Genomic DNA, 18,574 nt, shown 5'->3' with positions numbered 1-18,574 from the left:
AGATTTTATTAATTTACTTCTGATTCCCTGTCATAAGTCATTCCTGATTGTTCCATCCACTCAGCTTTAGTTTTGCAATTTTGTTTGTGATTAAAGATGTGAAAACCTTCAATAATAATCATTATGGATAGAAGCAAAACAGGAATAAAATAAACAGGTGAAGATATTACTTCTTTATATTTGATTTGAGCTATGAATTCCCTGTATTTAAACATCTCCTTAGTTTCTATTTAATAAATAATATTCACCTATGGTTAAGTAAAGTTAAAGAAAAAATCTTTTTAAAAAATTTAGTTTAAGGATGTTTACTTAAAAAAAATAAAACCTTTCTAAATGAACCTTTTGATAATATTATTTCTTCTTACTTGAATATTTGCTGTAATTTTTTCCGCTAAAGTTGGCAGATTTGGTGGCTCCAGCATTAGATAAACTCTTCCTGATTTTTCTAAATAAACATAGTCTTCTAATACTTCACGGCTAAGCAATCTATATAAAGTTTTGGTTGATTTATAACCTAACTTTTTAGCTGTTTGGCTAATCGTATAAGCTTCCAAATGCAATGATTTTGGTTTCATCTTACAAAATTTACATTAGGTGTAATTAGCTGCTATGAAGGGATTCTATTCCATTTACCTGATCAAGCATTTGTAAAAGTGTGTCTAACTATGCAGACTTTTCCCTAGGAGAATTTTGGGGTCCGAAATTACCCCCTCCCGTACAAGAAGAAAGAACCTATATTAAAAATTAATGTTGCCTTATGTCTTATGTCATTCCTAATAAACTCTAGAAATTAAAAAACACAAAAAATAATTATCTTTTGTGGAAATAGATAAGACATAAGACATTCTCTTAAATACAAATCGGTTCAATTCTTTTTAGTGTCTTAGATAAAAATTATTCTGCCAAGACACATAAGGCATTAAATCTCATAATGTCCTTTATTAGGCAAATTTATGATTCTTGGCTCCTTTTTCTTTTGCTCAATAGACCATTCTGGATGAAACCAATAATAAGGTTTTCTCCCACCAAATCTGTATTGTTTTTTTTCATGGCCTAATTTTCTTAAGCAATCTGCGGCTTCCTTTACATCTTTATCTGTTATATGTTCATCATTTCTACAACCGCTATTAACCAAAGCTTCAACTGTCGTAAATCTATATTTATTGTGCTCTTTATTCGTCCATTCCTCTATACGTGAGTAGAAAGGGTGTTCTGCTTCGAAATTTAAATTTCTTATATTTATTTCCTCTTTATATTCATCATCCAAATCCAATATCATTCCTTCTTTATAGGCCAGCAAAGCAGCTTTCCAGATTCGATCTCTATCTTTTAAAACCTTTTTATTATTTATTAATTTCCCTTCTAGATTTATTACCCAATACCTTCTAGAACCTGTTGGATCATTTAGAAAATCAGTTCTATTACAACTTGAAACCATTATTGATGGTCTTGGATAAGAACCAATACTTCTTCCATAAGGTCTTCTAAATGTATCAATCGGACTTGATAGAAGAGCTTTTAATGTTGCTGCTTTTTCTGAATTTGGTGAGATCCTATCTAATTCTGCAATTTCAAAAATCCAACATCTTTGCAGCATCATTGCCAAATCTTGAGGCTTTGGTTGCCATGTATCAGCAAAGAACTCATCAGAAGCTAAATATCTCCAAAAAGTAGATTTTCCTGTTCCTTGCTTACCAACTAAAATGCAACAATTATCAAACTTACAACCACGATTTTTGACTCTTGCAACTGCTCCAATTAGGGTCATTTTAAGCATCTGGTCATATAACTTAGAGTCAGTTCCTAAGTAGTCGGAAGACATTGTTTCTATGTCAATTGGTTTAATTGATTTATTATCTGCAATTCTTTCAAGATATGCATTGACAGGGTGATATGTATTCTGACGAGCAGCTGTTAATAAACCATCAAAAGCAGAGTCTTTTCTAATGTTATATCCATACATATTTAGATAAGTTGAGAAGCTTTCAACAAAATCTATTTGAATAGTTTGTCCATCAAATTCCGGTTCAAGAGTTAGAAGATTATAGGTTAATCGTGGAGAACAATTATCAACTAAAAGTTCTACTAAATCTCCAGAATCAATCTTCTTTTTTCTTTCTCCTTCATAACCGCTTGGAAATTTAATTTTATTTAGAAATCCAGTACTAATAATTTGGTGTTGTCGTGTAATAGCATCAGTCACAAAATTCTCTCCTTATTCTTTTTTCTCTTTTTCTTTTAGGTCTATTTGGTGTATGTCCGTAAGTTACTTTGTTGCATCTAAGTGTAGTTTCTGCTCTATCTTTAGCGTAGATTTTCTGTTGTTCTTCAGAGAAAATTTTCCAATATTTACCATCATTTCCATGAAATCTATGGCACTCAGGCAACCCATCATAAACACCTTTATATTTATAAAATTCTTCAATTAGGGCTTGTTGTCTTTCGTATTCTTTTAAGTATTTTGGTGTTATTGGCTTACTACTATGAAAGCCATCTAACTTAAGCCAATTACAGAATTGATCGTCTGATCGAAAGGTTTCATAGTACCTTCTACGCCAACCATTCATTGCTTTTTTTCTTTCTTCTTCACTATCAAAATGCTCTGGCGCTATCCATTTACCATTTACTTTTTCCATATTCGCCACCAATCTTTTTTTATTCCAAGTTGCTCTAATAAATTTGCTATTTGCTCATGATATTTAGTTTGGATATATTCTAATATCTGAACTTTGGTTTGTAATGCACAACAATAAGCATTTGCTTGGACTAGCTCTTCAAATAGATAATCAAAAACCTTTCCATTATCACCAAGTTCAGTTGCTTTGTTATGACACCTATTTTTAAAGGTGCTTTTAAGTATTTTAGAGGGAATCGTATCCACTACTTAACCTCCTTTGCGACGAGGTCTTTCATCATCTCTTTCTTATATCTAGCTCCCTTTTGCTTCTTAGTTTCTGCGGAATGTTTAAGTAGTGCTTTTCTGCACTCCTCTAATCCATAAACACATTTCCCTTTTTCCTTTCCTTCACCTACTCGATAGAAGTGTTCTCCCGCTACAAATACATTCGCTTTTTTTAACTTATAAACAGTTCTTTCACTGCAATATAGATACTCAACTAACTTAGGAAGCTCTATCCAGTTTGTAGTAGTCATTAACCTTTGAAGGATTATTCTTCAACTCGTTATATGCAGTAAGAACAGAAGGATTCGTCATCACGAGAAATCCATTTACATTCACACCAGATTTCTCAAAGCAAATTAAATCCATTGCAATTCCAACTGAATCGTGATGAGTCAAGTTAGAAGCTTGGAGCTTCTTTCCTTTGAAAAACTTTGGTGGTCTGTTGCGTGTTCTCAATATATATGGAGTTGTTTGTTGATAATCCCCGCACTTATCGAAGGTGCATCAAATAAAGTCGAAGGTCACTACTGTGGGCTGTTTGAAGGTCGCAAATATCTGACAACTTTATTATTGCCGAGATCTGAACTAATTCAACCTAAAGTTGCACACATGGTTTCGAAGTTCCGTGGCTTTTTTATTACAAATCCAACATATTCCACGGAAAAGCTACGGATACTTTTGAGACTCTATTTTGGTATATCTGAGATCGACTGCTATGACTATCGGGGCGACAGGATTCGAACCTGCGACCTAGTGCTCCCAAAGCACCCGCTACGCAAAATGCGACAGCCCCCATGAGAAACAAGTGAGGCTATAGCTTATGAGTTGGTATGACTAGGATTAATATGAGTCTCAATATTGCATCTTACTGTTGCAAGGTATAGCATAGGTATGCAAAAGCTCGCTCAAATCTCGCTCACAAGCAACCTAGTGCCATGACGACACCACCTCGCAAAGATCCATGGGTTGAATCGTTAAGAGGAATAATAAAATCGACTTGTGGTTCGGCTTGGAGAATAACCAACGGCAAGGGTAAATTTAAACTTGATGTGAGACTAGATGACAATAGTAGAAAATACAAAACTTTTAATATTCCATGGGATAAAGCTCACGCAAGGAGAATCCAGGAAACTGTTGAGCAAATACATTTATTAACTACCCAAGGATTTTCTATTGATGAAGCGTTTAAGCGAGCAGATATTTCCAAAGACCCAAAAGTAAGAAAAAAACCAAATCCTAAAATTCTATTGGATGCGTTTGCTCAATTTGAATTATTTAAAGTTGAAACTGAGGGGATGAAGCAAAAAACATGGAATAAAGAATATGGAGGCGAAAAGAATACAAGTATTAAACCTCCAAGAATAAAGGCAACAGGTAAAACATATAGTCACTTAGTTAATGTTGCTGATGCTGAAAATGCTGAGGATTTGTTTGTAAGACTTGCTCCTAAGGTAAGCACTTCGGGCACAAGAATTAGACAGCAGGTTATTAGAAATATGGCTGCATTTTTACGTTGGGGTACAAGTTATGAGAGTAATTATTTATTAGACAAAAAATATAAGCCACCATTTGAAAAGGGTGGTGCGGGTACTTTTATTGGTAAAAAATCAGGTCAGGATATACAAGATGAGGAAGATACAAAAAGAGTACCTATTAAAGAGAATGACATTAGGGAGTTAATAGCGAGCCTACCTATTAATCAAAAACATAAATTAAATGCCAGTAGAGCAAAAGCATGGAAATTTGCGATTGAATTATTATCGGCATTTGGTTTAAGACCTGAGGAAGTACCAAATGTTGAGCTACGCAATGGTGCTTTATGGTCCATGTGGGTTAAGAAAACTGATGGGGGTACTGGTAAGCCTAGGAAGTTATTTTGTTTTACTGGATTCGATAAGGAGTGGGATTTGATTAATAGATTTAAAAAAGAAAAGCTACCTGATGTTAGTGAATTTACTGGCTTTGGAGAATCTTTATCTAATTACCTGGAGCGAAATAAAACCTGGATGGCTATGAAAAAGAAAAATGGTTATACCATGAGAAGTTTTAGGCATGGTTACTCCTACATAACTCATAAAATTACTAATTTAAGCTCCAACGAAATCTCAAAACACATGGGCCACACCGAAGAAACCCACATTAAACATTACGCTAGGTGGTTCAGCGAGGAGGATTTAGATGCAAGTTTTAAAAAGGGAATGAAGTATATAAAAAAGCAAAATGATGATGAAGAATAATAGTTAATGGTATGTGTAGGAAAAAATAATAGTAAACAGTTGTCAGCAGGGTTTTGCAGGGTTATGCTAATTGCAACAGTTGTGGTGTTCTGGATTAAATTACCAGGTGACCAACCTCTTTCTTTTTAAGATGTCGAACTATCAGCAGAAAAATTATCGTAACGTGGACCTGCTAGGTGGACTGATGATGTTAATGTTCATTCCTGAGAATTTTGATGGCAAAAAAGGCTAACAAATACTCGAAACGAGACAAAATCAGTTCTGAAATCGACCGCTTATTTAAAAATCAAAAGGGGTTAGTTTTAGAGCAGGGTAATTTTGCCTGGACTCGAGAAATGTTAGATGTCGCAGAAAGCAAAGGAATAAAGATTAACTAAGAATAGTGAGTCTAAAAAAGAATAATAGTGGAGCTATCTGGCTTAAGACACCTGATGCTGTTACAGCATGTGGCGTAAGTCGTGACACCCTGCGTAGGCGTAGGATGGAGGGCTTTTTCGTTGAGGGCACACATTACCTCCGTACATCCCCAGGGCGATCTGGGTGGTACTTATGGAATGTTGAGAAAGTCCTAGAGGTCTTAGGTAATTGGAGAGCACCACAAGCTAATGGGGTTACAAAATGACCCCAATTACTTCTATAGCTACTATTGATGATTTGATTACCTCACTACTTAAAGTGGGGTATCAAAAATCAACAGAATATCCAACAAAATACGGAACATTTTTTGTACATCAATGTACTGGTCAAAATATTCCAACAGTTAATGTAATTATTCTTCCAAAACGAAAACCAGACATTTTGGATGAAGTTTATGAGGATGGGGATGTTTGCTTTGGTGCTTTTGTTAATGCCAAATATTATCCTCACATAACTCATTGGGAGGTACATGAGGCGTTAGGTGGTTCGAATATGAAAATAGATTGGGAAATATTAGAGAATTACACCCTAGAGAAAGTTGATGAAATATTTAAGCATGAGCAACTTAAGTGGCTACATAAAGAGGAGAGCCATGCAGAATAAGGATGATTTTGAGGCCAAGCGTAAGGAGTTGGAGTTGATGTTATCGGTAGAGCATCAAATGTCAGACACTTCCAAAAACAGGCTGATTTTAAAATTATTAGACCTGTTGGAAAGTGAAATTGATACAGATTAAATTTGCGTAGCTTCACATTATTACAAGAGTGCAGCAGCCTTATGCAGGTTGCTTATCTCTTGTTGTGATCGCTTTTTTAATGAAATGGATTAATTAATTTGAGTGTAATAGCACTTATTACATTCCCAATGAATCACGAAGAGAGAGCGAAATATTACATGAAAGAGGTTAGGGGTGCACCTGTTACCGATCACATGAATTTTAGATGTCAAAAGAGGCTTGCTGTTTGGCTAAGAACCCAGGCTATGATTGAAAATCGTGACGTGAGCATGATAATTCGAAGATTAATTACCATAGCTGCTGAAATGGAGGGTTATGACCCACATGGTGCATAAATTTGAAACTGCGTTAGCTAGTGCACCTGACTCCTGGAAATATACTCCTGTTTTATTTAAGGGTGGATTTCTTAAGGCTTGGGATGACCAATTTTTTACTATTGAAGAGGCTATAGAAAAAGGTACAAATTATATTAATCCCGATAAGCCAGATAATTCTCCAATAACTTTGACAGGTTTAGGAGTGCACCTCAATCCAATTACTGAAACGTGTGGATTTGATTTTGATGGAGTTGGTTCAAATAGAAACTTTGAGCATCATTTTGGAAGATCGCCCAAAGATTTACCACCAACAATAACTACAACAAGTGGTAGGCCTGCTAGATGCCAAATGTTGTTTAGAGTGCCAAAACATTATTGGAAGTTTATAAAGGGCAAAACTATAGAACTAGAGGGTTGCTCCAAAGTTGAATTGCGTTGGGGTCATGGTATTCAATCGGTTGTAACTGGTAGGCATCCAAATCAGAAAAAGGATGGGCAGGGTTTTTATAGTTTTGTACCTGGGCGAAGTCCTAAGGATGTTGAGTTAGCTGAGTTACCTGAGTGGGCTTGTGAGCAATGGGTTGAGATTACTAGAAATTCAAATAAAAGAAATAGACCTTATTTGAAAAAGGAAACTAGGGAAGAGTTGGAGAGAGATAGTGAGCGAATTAAACCATTTTTAGAAAAATATTATCAACCTGCTACTAAATACCAGGACTATGATGATTGGTTACACGTTGGGATGTCTTTGCATCATGTAGGCAATGCCCAGGGGGATGAATTTAAGCATTTTGATGATTGGCTTAACTGGTCCGAGGGGATGACTAATTTTGATGAAAATGAATGTTATGACAAATGGGATAGTTTTGGAAAATCTGATAATCCTAGAAAATTTGGAAGTTTCTACGAAGTTGCCAAAGAAAATAATCCTGACATTTTCGAAGAAGAACCACCAAAGGTAGATAAGAAACAATTATCCAGGGAAGAAAAAATAAAATTAATTGAAGATACTATGAACGAGCTATATCAACTTGAGGTTGAGGGTGCTGATTGGAATAAGGTGCAATATCTCAAAAGTGTTTTAGGTGGTTATCACATTAATAAAAATGAAATCCAAAAGCGTTTGCTGATGATGTTTGCAGATAAAAATGGACTTAGTTTTGCTACTCCAAAAGAATCTAAACGCAGGCATAGGACATTTTCCTCATCCATTACTAAACAGGAGGCAATGGAGGTTTTACAACCTGGTTTTACTATCGAGGGTAAGGATTGCTTATTGATGGGGGAGAGTGGTGCAGGTAAGACTCTTGCAGCATTAGGGTTAAGTTATGCTCTAGCAACTGGTTGTCCTATTCTTGATGACTTATATGGAATACCAGAACCAAGGCAAGGGGCAACAGTTTGGGTCGGTTCTGATGGCGGGGATGGTGCTTTTGGAATGGTTAAAAAGTATGCCGAAATGCTTAACGTGCCTCAGCTAGATTACTGGGATGATAATTTTACTTTTATTGGTGCGGATGCTGAACAGGAGAAACCTAGTTGGGGTTTTACATTAAATGGATTAACTGAAATTGTAGAAACACTAGAGGCAGGGCATCCCAATGGGCAACCTTATAAATTGCTCGTGGCTGATAGTTTAAAAAAGATTCTTGAAATTGCTGATATAGATTTCGGTATTGGTCCTGTTGGGTTGGTTATGCAAATCGCCCAGGCTATTGCATCAAAATATAATTGCGTTTGGTTATGGCTGCATCACACTAAACCAGGAGCAGCAAAAGGAGGTTTCGGTATTGCATCAAGTGGAGGTAATTCCAATATCTACCAAATACCCTATGCGGTTCACAGATTGGTAAAACATGAACATAAGGAGCTAGGGCAAATTACTGAGTGGAATGTTGAAAAATTTAGGGGCGAAAAATCCAGGAAATTTAGATATGTATTATCTGATTATTTATTTGATCTAGTTGAGGATAATGTTGCTGATGCTGATGATAAAACCACCCAAATCCTAAAAGCTATTTTTACTGAAAGTATTACTCCTGAGGGATTAAAGACTGATGGTACGACTCCTGAGATTATTGCCAATAGTATCAATATGAAAGAAAAAACCCTTAGGAATAGACTTGGAATACTTAAAAATGATCTTAAATTGGTGGGCTACTCTAGACCCTGCTATTACCTAACAAAACAGGGGGCAAAGCAATTATCAGTAGATTGCGTATCTATTCGGGCTGAGGTTGAAGATTATATAAAGAGTGAATGGGGGAGGGTATAACTGTATTAAATAAAATCGGGATTAACTTTTAGAAATTAGTTTTATACCAATAGATTTAAGCCAAATATTGATTGGGATAATTGTGGGATAACTTCGGGATTAATTTTCCTGGTATCCCATTTTCCCATTTTTATCCCGATTAAATCCCATTTGTACCACTAAGTATAAATAAAGAATATAACTGGCTTTTTATATCTATATTTAGTGGTTCTTCCCATTTTTTGTCTGTTATCTATACCCCCACCCTATTTGGGCTGCGTCACTCAGTTTTTTGGCATTGTAAAAATTCGATTTTATGATTTAGAAAAAGCTAGGAATGATTGCTATGAGTATGAATCGTGAGATAGAGGCATTAAAAAAGAGGCTCGCTCGGGTTGCTCCGATTGCTAAGCCTCCAAAGTTATCAATGAATGTTTATCAGGAGGGCCAGGGAGAACCGATTGAGTCGCCCTGGGTATTAAACCTGATGGTAGAAAATCGGCCCATTCAAGAGGATATTTAAGCAAAAGCATTAACAGCCTCTAGTTTTTGTTTGTCGCTCACATCCAAGTATTTTTGGAGGGTTGTGAGGGACTTGTGGCCCGAAATTGATTGCAATGTTCTGAGGCTTATGCCCTTTTCATTGCCTGAGGTCAATGCGGTTCGCCTGAATCCATGCGAGCTAAATTTGGTAATTTTGGCCTTTAATGTAGCCTCATCCAATGCGTACATGAACGCCCTGGTTGATATTGGTTTATCAAAGCCATATCGCCCTGGAAACATATAGTCGTTACCAGTTAACTTTTCGCCTTTTAACCTTTGGCAATGCCTTTGGTACTCTTTAAGAGTTTTGATGAATTTAGGAGCTAGAGGAATATCCCTGGTATCCAATCGGCCTTTGGTCACGAAGTATGGAAATGTCATTTGATCTTGTCTGAAACATTCCCAAGTTAGTAACGTAGCCTCCTGGATTCGGCAGGCACAATTTCTACAAACTAATGCAAGTATTTGATGCTTATAACTAGGCAAGTGATGTATTACCTGGTCTAGCTGCTCAGGAGTAAGCGTTTTGCTTTTTCCTGACCTCTTCGCATCATGTGATGTGGTCATAATTAATTAAGTTTTAGAGGTGCTTTTTACGAGGTAGTTTTTACTTCGTATTACTATAATTTTACGAAGTCAGATAGTGTAAATAAACCAAAAGTTAGTATTATTTAGTTCAGTATTGTTTATTAATTATGGTGTTACAGATCACAAATAAAAATATTAATATTACCTATTAATTATAAAGAATAAATAAGGAGAAACTATTTGACAACAGGGGGTCTGGTAGGAATTATTTGAAACTCAGATCGACCTACGGGGTACTTAATTAATAAGTTAAATATAACATAGTTTGAATATAATTAGCAACATTTAGTAGCTAGAAAATGTAATAGTCCATATTACATAAATACAACCTAAAATTGTTATATAGCGAATGTAATTAAAGTGGAAATTGACCACGATTTTGACATTGAGAACTTCAACAGGTCAGCCAGGTGCATGAAGTGTGCCAGGCAGTTATTTCCTGATGCTAAGCAACAAGAGTCATGGGCATTGTACGCATGGCAACAATGGCAAGATCACAATATTCCACCTGAGATTTCACGCAACAAACGTAACCCGAATTGGGCCAAGGCCTTAGAAATTTGGGAAAAGCGTAAGCAAACTAAATTAAGGTATTATCCATGATTAATTACTTAGAGCAATGGGTCAATTTTTATCAAACTGAGTTTCCTGCAAAGTCAGTACCACCTATGCCAAAGAGTTCGCAAGAGTTAAATATTACCGAGAAACTAGCATTAGAAAATTATGACCAGGGGAGGTTATTTCAGAATTTATTTGGCAATAGTGGGCTAGGTGTTGGATTACCAGGGGATGTCCAACTAAGGTTGCAAAGAAATGAATTATTACCACAAGATGCACCAGCGTTAAGGGCTGCGAATCTACCGCACTATGCTCAACAATGTGAGGACCTTGGGGATGCTATTGAAAAGCAACAGGTTATTGATGAGACAGCAAAATTACAGGAAATAAATGCAGCTAAGGCAGCAAGATTAAAGGCTTGGCAAGAGTTAGACCCCATGAGCAAACTAGCTGCAAATCCTCCTAGTGCTCAGGCGGTTGCTCAGGCACGAGCAGCGTGGGGAATATCCGAGTAACTGCCAACTAATGACTAAGAAAATAAAACAACAGAAGTATAAACCTGGTTCTATAAATGACCTCAAGGAGCAGCTAGAAAATGTTGAAAATAAACTTAGAGCAGAAATGAGTTGGTTTAGGGATGAGATAGCACCACTAAAAAATAAACAACGACAACTACTGCACGAAATCGAAAAATTAACTGATGGCTAAACCTGGAAGATTACCAAGAGAGGAGCAAACATTACCTCCGAATATACAAAAGGCATTAGCTGCTAGGGCTAGTGGTTCGAATTGGAATGAAGCAGCAGAAGTTGGAAAAATTACACCAGTTAATTTAAGGAAGTGGAGAAAACATCCTGATGCAGCGGGTTATTTACAGCAATGTATCCAACATAATATTGAGGATGCTAATAGTTATATCGCTGACCATGCACCTGCATTAGCTGCAAGATTAGTTGAGTTAGGGTTGGATAGAACTACTAGACCCTATGCAGCAATCCAGGCAATAGCGGAGAGTTTCAAGATTATGAGTAATAACATTGCAGATAGAGAAAATAAAGAAGAATTGAGAACTATTAAAGCTGCATTGGATAGGTTAGAGGGTGGTACTACTTTTGATATTTACGCAGAATCAGAAGAATAAATTAATACTATATATATAGAGAAAAATTTAACGACTTTTGGAGAAATTTACTCTTATCAATAAGGATAGATCGAGGATAAAAGTATTTGAACCATTTGAGGATGTATCGAAGCCTAGTCCTAGTATTGATGCAATGATGATTTCCTATGGGTGTGTTTATAAGAGAAGTAGTAAACCAGTTATGAAAGGCAGCAGGGTAGAGACTGTAGAGAGTGCCAGGGAGGAATATAAAAAATTACTAGCTGAGGGTTGGAAGAAAACCTCAATATTTAATAGCTATTTCTAGTGATACTGAGCGACATGAGGTTGCAAAGTTATGCAAGGTATTGCAAATCCTCGCTCAAAGCTCGCTCAGTCTTATTTCCGATTTCGTGAGAACCCAATCGGGGCGACAGGATTCGAACCTGCGACCTAGTGCTCCCAAAGCACCCGCGCTACCAAGCTGCGCCACGCCCCGCTCATAAGATCTTAGTTCATAATAGACATCTATAAAAGACCAAATTCCTAAATTTTTTATAAAAATCACTTTTGAGGCTTGAAAATGAATTTTGTCGCTTGAAATAAGATGAATTAATCCAGCTTCGCCTTCAAGATAAAGAATTTCCCATACTTTTTAATCTCAACAAACAATTGTAATCAATGACTCTTATTTATTGATTTCTCATATCTATTAATTAATAGTATTATTAAAAAAATAATTTATCAAAACTTAGAGATTTATGAAATGAAGTTTGCCTTTTATTTTTTCATAATTGCTCAAATTTTAAACTTTCTAGGCGTATCTGCGGAAAAAGTTACAAAAGATACTTCTGAATTTTATCCAATTAAGTGGGAAAAAGTACGTGAAAATGATCAAAAACCTTTAAAAAAGATTATTTGGAAATCATACAAAGACGACAAAAGTTATTTTGAAAGAACAAATTTAAAAAAAAATGCAAAGAAGAATCTTGAAAAAACTCAAGAGGCTTCAACTTGGCGCAATCGTACCTTAAGGTTTTCCTTTGAGGAAATTGATATGCCAGATGCGGGCGAAAAAATGGGTTTGTATAGTATAGGGGCTTACGATCAACTAAATCCTTCGTTTTATGGAGGTATTACCCTTTACGGTGCGGCGACGGGACGCCGTGGAGGGTTCTTTACTGGTGGCTATACCCTTGGCGTGGAACGTCAGTTATTCGATAATTTGATTTTCGATGCGGGAGCCTATGTGGGTGCCGGAGGCGGAGGTGCTGCGGCGCAAGGAGGAGGGCTGATGATCCGCCCCCATATCGGTCTCAAATATGACTTTACTTGGAGCGAACTTGGCCTGAATTATACCTATATAGACTTCCCATATGGAGATATTTCAAGTGATGCAATTGCGCTTTCACTTGATATTCCATTCAGTTCATTGACGTTCAATTTGGAAGATGATGGACTGACTGTGGCTGATTACTTCGGAGTTGATTGGAGCAATGTGAGCCGCCATCGATCTCACCTAGCCGCCCGCGTTCGTGCCTATTCTCCCGCCAGCGGAAGCAAAACCACCTCGGGTGGGGTACTTAATAATTCATTGGGGCTAGTCGGTGTAGAGTACGCTTATTTTCTTGATGATAACTGGTTTACTACCTTTGAAACTGCTGGTGCCCTATCAGGTGGGGTAGGCGGATACGCAGAACTTTTAGCTGGGATAGGCTATCGCCTCCCCTTAACCAAAAATGATCGTCTTGCCCTACTCCCCGCACTAACTATTGGCGGCGCAGGTGGCGGGGGGGTCGATACCGCCGGAGGATTTGTTACCCGAGCAAATATAGGATTGGAATACAGACTTTCTTCTGATCTCAGTCTAATTATGGATGGCGGCTATCTTACCGCTCCAGATGGTAATTTTGACACCTCATATCTCGGATTAAATTTGGCATATGTAATGGAAATTTTTGCTCAGGATCAAAAAGGAGCGCCTTTAAGAAAAACAGACCCTGTAAAAACTATCAAATGGCGCTTCCGACCGGCGCACCAATGGTACTTTGATGCTCAACGTAAGGGAGGCTCTTCACGCGACATGCAACTTTTAGGAGGCAAAATTGATTGGATGGGCGGAGATTGGTGGTATCTTACAGGACAAGGATTAAGCGCGTATGGAGGAGGAGCAGGTGGCTATTCAGAGGGACATTGGGGTGTAGGCATTCTTGGACCAACCTGGAAGAACCTGCGACTCTACGGCGAAATGCTCATTGGTGCCGGAGGGGGAGGAGGCGTTGATAGCGGTAGCGCTCTATTGTTCAAACCTAGTATCGGATTGGAGTACAATCTAAATAAAGATTTGAGCCTTCAAACTGGCATAGGAAAAGTCATCTCTAAAGAAGGTAATCTGGATGCAAATACCTTTGAAGCTAGTTTGGTTTGGCGTTTTGGGACTCCAAAATAAGGCCCTCAATCCTGGAACTAGGATGGCAATAAACTTGGGCCATTAAATCTTAAAAAAAGACCAAGTCGTGATCGTATACAAATATTAATTTATTGCGAAGGCACCCGCGCTACAAAAATTTTGTCCCTTTCTTTCGCTTAATGACTCATAATAAAATTAAAAAAGTCATTTATTGCAATAAGTCTCGTTTGTAAAAGGTATGCTCCCAAAGCACCCTCGCTACCAAGCTGCGCCATGCTCTACTTAAAAGAACCTAGTTCATAAAAGAAATCTATAAAGACTAATAAAATAAGTTTTTTTATAAAAAATCTTTTTTTAGGCTAGAAAATGATTTTTGTCACTATTAGTAGATATAGAATAAAGGAAAGATGGTTTTTTGGTTTTTATATTTATCACTCTATGGAAATATCTGATAATTAAATTATTTTGAAGAATTATCATCATAAATAATGTTTGAATTTTGAAATTATGAAAAATCTAGAGAGTTTGATTAAAACATATAATGATTTCCCCAAAAAAGGTATTGCTTTCAAAGATATCCTTGGAATAATTCAGGATATTGAAGTTTTTAGGGAACTAATCCTTAAGATGTCTTCAAGCAAAATAATAAAAAGTTCTGATGCGATTATCTCAATAGAGGCTAGAGGTTTTATTTTTGGCTCGGCAATTTCCCTTCAAGCATCGAAACCAATGTTAGTAGCAAGGAAGCCGGGAAAACTTCCCGGGGAACTCATAAAAGGAAACTACTTTTTAGAATATGGGAAAAGCTCTTTATCAATACAAAAGGAGTCTCTTGAGAAATTTAGTTCTTATGCAATTGTTGATGACTTGCTTGCTACCGGTGGCACAATTGAATGTGTAGCTGATTTAATAAGAAAAAGTGGTAAAGATGTATGTGGTTTAGTTACAGTTGTTGAACTTATGGAGCTTGAGGGAAGATCTCGATTTAATTTTCCTGTCGAATCTATGCTGTGTATTTAAGTAAATTAAAACATTAATTTTTGAAATTTATGATAAACAACTTCTCTATCTTCCTTAACCTAAACTATACCTAATGAACCTGCTGTGAAACCAATTATCAAAAAAAATACAAATTCTGCCAAATCCCTTGGCAAAGAATTAACCAATAAATTAAAATGAGTCATTTGACCTTGTGCTCCTCAGGTTTATAAAATTTTTAAAAATATAACTAAGAAATTCTTTTATTGAGGTAATATCTATTATTTTTTTCTTTTTTCTAAAGATTTTGAACTGAATTCAAAAAATGTTTGTTGTACAAATTATTTATTAAGTGTATTTTTGTTATTATAAGTTAGTCTCAACTATCTCTTGATGGAATATAAAAAAAAGTCATTAGCAAGTCTTGATATAAAAAAAGATTATGAAGAAATAGATACACGTTTAGCATCTGGTTGGTACGTTGATGATTTTCATATTTCAAAAAAGAAAATTTATAAAACAAAGAAAACTTCTTTCAAAATTTCAAAGAAAATAAATTCATAATCTTTTTTTAATATCTTAATTGAAGATACTAAAAATTGATTTTTGCAATCTAGCTGTAATTTTTGAAATTTTTTAGAAATTATAATTTATCAGTATTCAAAGTAACTTAACCATTTTTCAAGATATTGATTCGAATTTTTAAAATATTTTTCGTAATTTTTCCACTTATTTATTGATGATTTGTAAAGTGGCTGAACAACTTGTGAAGAAGAGGGAGTATTTATTTTCCCTCTTTCATTTGCAGTATTTCTATAATTTTTTATATTGTCATCCCAAGTAACATCCAAGAAATCTAAAATTTTTAAAATATGTTTATCAAAATCCTCTATTAAATCTTCGTATTTAGATGTGATGTAATTCATTTTTAATTTTTCCTTATAGTCCAACCAAGTACTCATGGTCAAATCATAAATTCTCGAAGCTGATTCTATGCTTCGGAAGTTAGCCATCGCATTGTTAGGTTCGAAAGATTGTTGAAAGCAAGATAAAACAGTATCGTATGGATTTCTATGTGTGAAAATTATTTTTGAGTTTGGAAATAATAAATTGACGAGAGGTAAGCAAACAGTTTGAAAAGGAAATTTATCAATCAATATCTTTGCGTTTTTATTATCACAATTATTATGCAAAATTTCCAAATAGTGATTGCGTAAATAATCTAGATCTTTACTAGTTAACTGATGGAGTTTATCAAGAGAACATTTGAATTTTGACTTTATCATTTGTTCGACAGAATTAATTAATGGTTTTTCCTCTAAAACATCAATTTCAGGATGGCTTCTTAGAATTGTGTCTAGTAATGTAGTACCTGATCTAGGGAAACCTATAAGAAATACTGGTGATTCTTTAATTATTTTTGTATCTTTGGTTTTTACCAAAAAAGCATCTTTGTCAATATTTTTTCTATATGTGTGTATGTAATTTTGAAAAATTTTTGGGTTGGTAGTCTCATATTTTAAATTAAGTTGACTTTTCTCAAAACATTTAAAGGCTTCATCATAATTTTTAACTTTTTCTTCAATAAATGCTTTAAAAGACCAATAAAGGAGATTTGTAGAATGATCAGTATTTTTTATCCATTCATTAGAAACTTGGTCAATATATTTTTTTGCTGTAATGAAATCCTTTTCTCTAAAAAAGATTCTAGCTTTAAACATAAGTATCTCATTTATGACATTTTCATTTTGGTTTAAACTTTCAATTTTATTTTTTAATTTGCTTATCTTGTTCGTTTTCTCGTAAAGTCTGAAAAGATTTCTGTATGCATAATTGTATTTTTCGTTAATTTCAATTGCACTAAGAAATAATTCTTCTGCCTCTTTTAACTTATCAAGATCTATTTTAATTGACCCTAAATTAACGTAGGCTAATTCAAATTTAGGATTGAAATTAATTGCTTTTTGGGTAAACTTTTCCGCCTCAATGAGATTGCCCTGCTTTGATAGAAGAGAACCGAGATTATTATACGCAATAGAAAAATCTGATTTTATTTCAATAGCTTTACGGTAACAGAGTTCTGCCTCCTTGTTATTTTTTTTATTGGAAAGAATGTTACCTAAATTATTTAGTGCCATTGGCGAAGATGAATTTATACTAAGTGCCTTTCTTAAGCATTGTTCTCCTTCATCAAATTTCTCTAATTCATTTAATACTGCTCCAAGGTTAGTAAGGGCAAAATCAAAGCTGGGATTAATTTTAAGAGCAACTTTTAAGAATTTTTCTGCTTGCTTAGGGTTTCCTGAATCTTTCAAGACGCAGGCTAAATTGACTAGTGCATTAATATCTTTTGGGTTTATTTCTAAAATCTTTTTTAAAAAAAATTCTGCTTTTTGGAGATTACCTTCTCCTACTAATATTCCGGCCATAATGGAATAGGACCTTAAATATTTGGGATTTAATTCAATAGCTTTATTCAAAATATTTTTAGCAGTATCACTTCTACCTTTTGCCACAAGAACATTTGCTAAGTTTGGGTATGCCTCTATACGGTCTGGGAATTTTTTAATTGATTCTTCAAATAACAATATTGCTTTATCAACCTGTTTTATTTGAGAATAAATACTTCCTAAATTATTAAATATCCTGGGATCATAGATTTTATTTTGAATTAAAAAATTATATATTTCTGACGCTTCTTTGATTTTTCCTTTTGAATGTAATGCTAATGCATTTGAAATCAATTTATCTTTCTGCAAACTACTGGCTTTTTCTTTTAACTTTTTTTTGGTTCTATTGTTATTCCCAAATCCTTTCATGCCTTTTTCTTAGTTATAGATTTAAACTTAACTTCGAATTGTTATTAGTGCTTCTCAAAAATCACAAAATCTTGTGAATTTCAACATTTATTGTTTGAAAATTCTTTTTCAGGGACACAAATATTATCGTCACATTCTCATAACTAAATTTTATGACTTTATTTTGTCTAGCTTAAATCGCAGTTGTATCAAATGATTTTGAGTATTTAATTTAAATTTTTTTCAAATAGAATTTATAAATACAAGATATGAACAAAAAAGTATCCGCTGATACTTGAAAAAATGATAATTTTTACGTTATCTTAAGGTGTCCTTTAAATTTCGTGTGAGGAAATTTATGAAGCTTTTTAAGAGCTTGCTCGTGGCACCTGCAACATTAGGCTTATTAGCCCCTATGACAGCATCTGCTAACGAAGTTACAATCAATGATTTTAATGCTGCAGAAGAAATTGCAGTTACAAATAGTCGTGTTGACGGCTTAGAAGCTAGATTCAATGATCTTGAAGCTGGTTCATTCTCAGAAACAACTACAGCATCTTTCGGTGTTGATTTTCTTGTTGGTGCTGTTGATCAGGGTACATCTGAAAAAACAGAATTCGCCTACCAAATGGGTATTGGCTTAGAAACTAGCTTTACTGGCGAAGATTCATTAGCTGCAACTATTGACATAGGTAATGCTTCAGGTACATCATCTCTTTCTGGTACATCTGGAATGA

Annotated in this window: 22 protein-coding genes, 2 tRNA genes and 1 pseudogene; 13 read left to right on the top strand and 12 right to left on the bottom strand. The window is 35.1% G+C overall.

The window, feature by feature from the left end:
* Positions 1-8: 8 nt before the first annotated feature.
* The 8 genes from HA149_RS06030 to HA149_RS05995 all read right to left on the bottom strand — a co-directional run bounded on the left by HA149_RS06030 (position 9) and on the right by HA149_RS05995 (position 3,696).
* Positions 9-215, bottom strand: a complete 207-nt coding sequence (locus tag HA149_RS06030) for a hypothetical protein (protein WP_025890999.1) — start codon at positions 213-215, stop codon at positions 9-11.
* A gap of 114 nt (positions 216-329) precedes the next feature.
* Positions 330-575, bottom strand: a complete 246-nt coding sequence (locus tag HA149_RS06025; RefSeq protein ID WP_162512596.1) for a hypothetical protein — start codon at positions 573-575, stop codon at positions 330-332.
* A 344-nt stretch (positions 576-919) separates the two neighbouring features.
* On the bottom strand, positions 920-2,203 hold the full coding sequence (locus HA149_RS06020) for a VapE domain-containing protein (RefSeq protein ID WP_162512597.1): 1,284 nt from the start codon (positions 2,201-2,203) through the stop codon (positions 920-922).
* Positions 2,196-2,636 carry a hypothetical protein gene (locus HA149_RS06015; RefSeq protein ID WP_162512598.1) on the bottom strand — a complete coding sequence of 147 codons (441 nt, stop codon included), beginning with the start codon at positions 2,634-2,636 and terminating at the stop codon, positions 2,196-2,198. The genes HA149_RS06020 and HA149_RS06015 overlap by 8 nt, the downstream gene beginning before the upstream one ends.
* On the bottom strand, positions 2,624-2,881 hold the full coding sequence (locus tag HA149_RS06010) for a hypothetical protein (protein ID WP_162512599.1): 258 nt from the start codon (positions 2,879-2,881) through the stop codon (positions 2,624-2,626). The genes HA149_RS06015 and HA149_RS06010 overlap by 13 nt, the downstream gene beginning before the upstream one ends.
* On the bottom strand, positions 2,881-3,153 hold the full coding sequence (locus HA149_RS06005) for a hypothetical protein (RefSeq protein WP_079330318.1): 273 nt from the start codon (positions 3,151-3,153) through the stop codon (positions 2,881-2,883). Before HA149_RS06005 ends, HA149_RS06010 begins: the two co-directional genes overlap by 1 nt.
* Positions 3,122-3,358 carry a hypothetical protein gene (locus HA149_RS06000; RefSeq protein ID WP_156858212.1) on the bottom strand — a complete coding sequence of 79 codons (237 nt, stop codon included), beginning with the start codon at positions 3,356-3,358 and terminating at the stop codon, positions 3,122-3,124. The genes HA149_RS06005 and HA149_RS06000 overlap by 32 nt, the downstream gene beginning before the upstream one ends.
* A 266-nt stretch (positions 3,359-3,624) precedes the next feature.
* A tRNA-Pro gene (locus HA149_RS05995) sits at positions 3,625-3,696 on the bottom strand.
* A gap of 141 nt (positions 3,697-3,837) precedes the next feature.
* Here HA149_RS05995 and HA149_RS05990 point away from each other — a divergent pair.
* The 5 genes from HA149_RS05990 (at position 3,838) to HA149_RS05970 (ending at position 8,884) form a co-directional block, all read left to right on the top strand.
* Positions 3,838-5,139: a hypothetical protein gene (locus tag HA149_RS05990; protein ID WP_209114000.1), complete on the top strand. Its 1,302-nt coding sequence runs from the start codon at positions 3,838-3,840 to the stop codon at positions 5,137-5,139.
* A 215-nt stretch (positions 5,140-5,354) separates the two neighbouring features.
* Positions 5,355-5,516: a hypothetical protein gene (locus HA149_RS05985; RefSeq protein WP_209113998.1), complete on the top strand. Its 162-nt coding sequence runs from the start codon at positions 5,355-5,357 to the stop codon at positions 5,514-5,516.
* A gap of 5 nt (positions 5,517-5,521) precedes the next feature.
* Entirely contained in the window at positions 5,522-5,761 is a 240-nt protein-coding gene (locus tag HA149_RS05980; protein WP_209113996.1) for a hypothetical protein, read from the top strand.
* A complete protein-coding gene (locus HA149_RS05975) occupies positions 5,758-6,159 on the top strand; it encodes a hypothetical protein (RefSeq protein ID WP_209113994.1) in 402 nt (133 codons plus the stop codon). Before HA149_RS05980 ends, HA149_RS05975 begins: the two co-directional genes overlap by 4 nt.
* A gap of 448 nt (positions 6,160-6,607) precedes the next feature.
* Positions 6,608-8,884 (top strand): PriCT-2 domain-containing protein, encoded by a 2,277-nt coding sequence (locus tag HA149_RS05970; protein WP_209113992.1) that lies wholly within the window; start codon positions 6,608-6,610, stop codon positions 8,882-8,884.
* Positions 8,885-9,270: 386 nt separating this feature from the next.
* Here the strand turns inward: HA149_RS05970 and HA149_RS09590 are convergent, their stop codons facing one another.
* Complete coding sequence (locus tag HA149_RS09590) at positions 9,271-9,396, bottom strand: hypothetical protein (RefSeq protein WP_280634146.1); 126 nt, start codon at positions 9,394-9,396, stop codon at positions 9,271-9,273.
* Entirely contained in the window at positions 9,383-9,973 is a 591-nt protein-coding gene (locus tag HA149_RS05965) for a tyrosine-type recombinase/integrase (protein WP_209113989.1), read from the bottom strand. Before HA149_RS05965 ends, HA149_RS09590 begins: the two co-directional genes overlap by 14 nt.
* Before the next feature lie 620 nt (positions 9,974-10,593).
* Here HA149_RS05965 and HA149_RS05960 point away from each other — a divergent pair.
* The 4 genes from HA149_RS05960 to HA149_RS05945 are packed head-to-tail and all read left to right on the top strand — an operon-like array spanning position 10,594 to position 11,979.
* A complete protein-coding gene (locus HA149_RS05960; protein ID WP_209113986.1) occupies positions 10,594-11,067 on the top strand; it encodes a hypothetical protein in 474 nt (157 codons plus the stop codon).
* Between the two features lie 10 nt (positions 11,068-11,077).
* A complete protein-coding gene (locus HA149_RS05955) occupies positions 11,078-11,260 on the top strand; it encodes a hypothetical protein (protein WP_209113984.1) in 183 nt (60 codons plus the stop codon).
* Positions 11,253-11,693, top strand: coding sequence for a hypothetical protein (locus tag HA149_RS05950; protein ID WP_209113982.1), 441 nt, complete (start codon positions 11,253-11,255; stop codon positions 11,691-11,693). The genes HA149_RS05955 and HA149_RS05950 overlap by 8 nt, the downstream gene beginning before the upstream one ends.
* Before the next feature lie 37 nt (positions 11,694-11,730).
* Positions 11,731-11,979, top strand: coding sequence for a DUF1651 domain-containing protein (locus HA149_RS05945; protein WP_209113980.1), 249 nt, complete (start codon positions 11,731-11,733; stop codon positions 11,977-11,979).
* A gap of 97 nt (positions 11,980-12,076) precedes the next feature.
* On the opposite strand, the gene HA149_RS05940 is transcribed toward HA149_RS05945, so the two are convergent.
* Positions 12,077-12,150, bottom strand: a tRNA-Pro gene (locus tag HA149_RS05940).
* 267 nt (positions 12,151-12,417) lie between these two features.
* On the opposite strand from HA149_RS05940, the gene HA149_RS05935 reads away from it, so the two are divergent.
* The 3 genes from HA149_RS05935 (at position 12,418) to HA149_RS05925 (ending at position 15,603) form a co-directional block, all read left to right on the top strand.
* Positions 12,418-14,100 (top strand): hypothetical protein, encoded by a 1,683-nt coding sequence (locus HA149_RS05935; protein WP_209113978.1) that lies wholly within the window; start codon positions 12,418-12,420, stop codon positions 14,098-14,100.
* Between the two features lie 468 nt (positions 14,101-14,568).
* The gene (locus HA149_RS05930; protein WP_209113976.1) at positions 14,569-15,081 is read left to right on the top strand and encodes an adenine phosphoribosyltransferase; all 513 of its coding nucleotides are present in this window, start codon (positions 14,569-14,571) and stop codon (positions 15,079-15,081) included.
* 351 nt (positions 15,082-15,432) lie between these two features.
* Complete coding sequence (locus HA149_RS05925; protein WP_209113974.1) at positions 15,433-15,603, top strand: hypothetical protein; 171 nt, start codon at positions 15,433-15,435, stop codon at positions 15,601-15,603.
* Between the two features lie 89 nt (positions 15,604-15,692).
* Here HA149_RS05925 and HA149_RS05920 read toward each other — a convergent pair whose 3' ends face one another.
* The gene (locus HA149_RS05920; protein WP_209113972.1) at positions 15,693-17,858 is read right to left on the bottom strand and encodes a tetratricopeptide repeat-containing sulfotransferase family protein; all 2,166 of its coding nucleotides are present in this window, start codon (positions 17,856-17,858) and stop codon (positions 15,693-15,695) included.
* Between the two features lie 337 nt (positions 17,859-18,195).
* Between HA149_RS05920 and HA149_RS05915 the strand changes: the two are divergent.
* Positions 18,196-18,574 (top strand): annotated as a pseudogene (locus tag HA149_RS05915) (porin); the annotation flags it as partial.

The sequence above is a fragment of the Prochlorococcus marinus XMU1406 genome (assembly GCF_017696055.1).
Taxonomy (GTDB): domain Bacteria; phylum Cyanobacteriota; class Cyanobacteriia; order PCC-6307; family Cyanobiaceae; genus Prochlorococcus_A; species Prochlorococcus_A marinus_W.
This window is presented reverse-complemented; position numbering and strand designations above follow the sequence as displayed.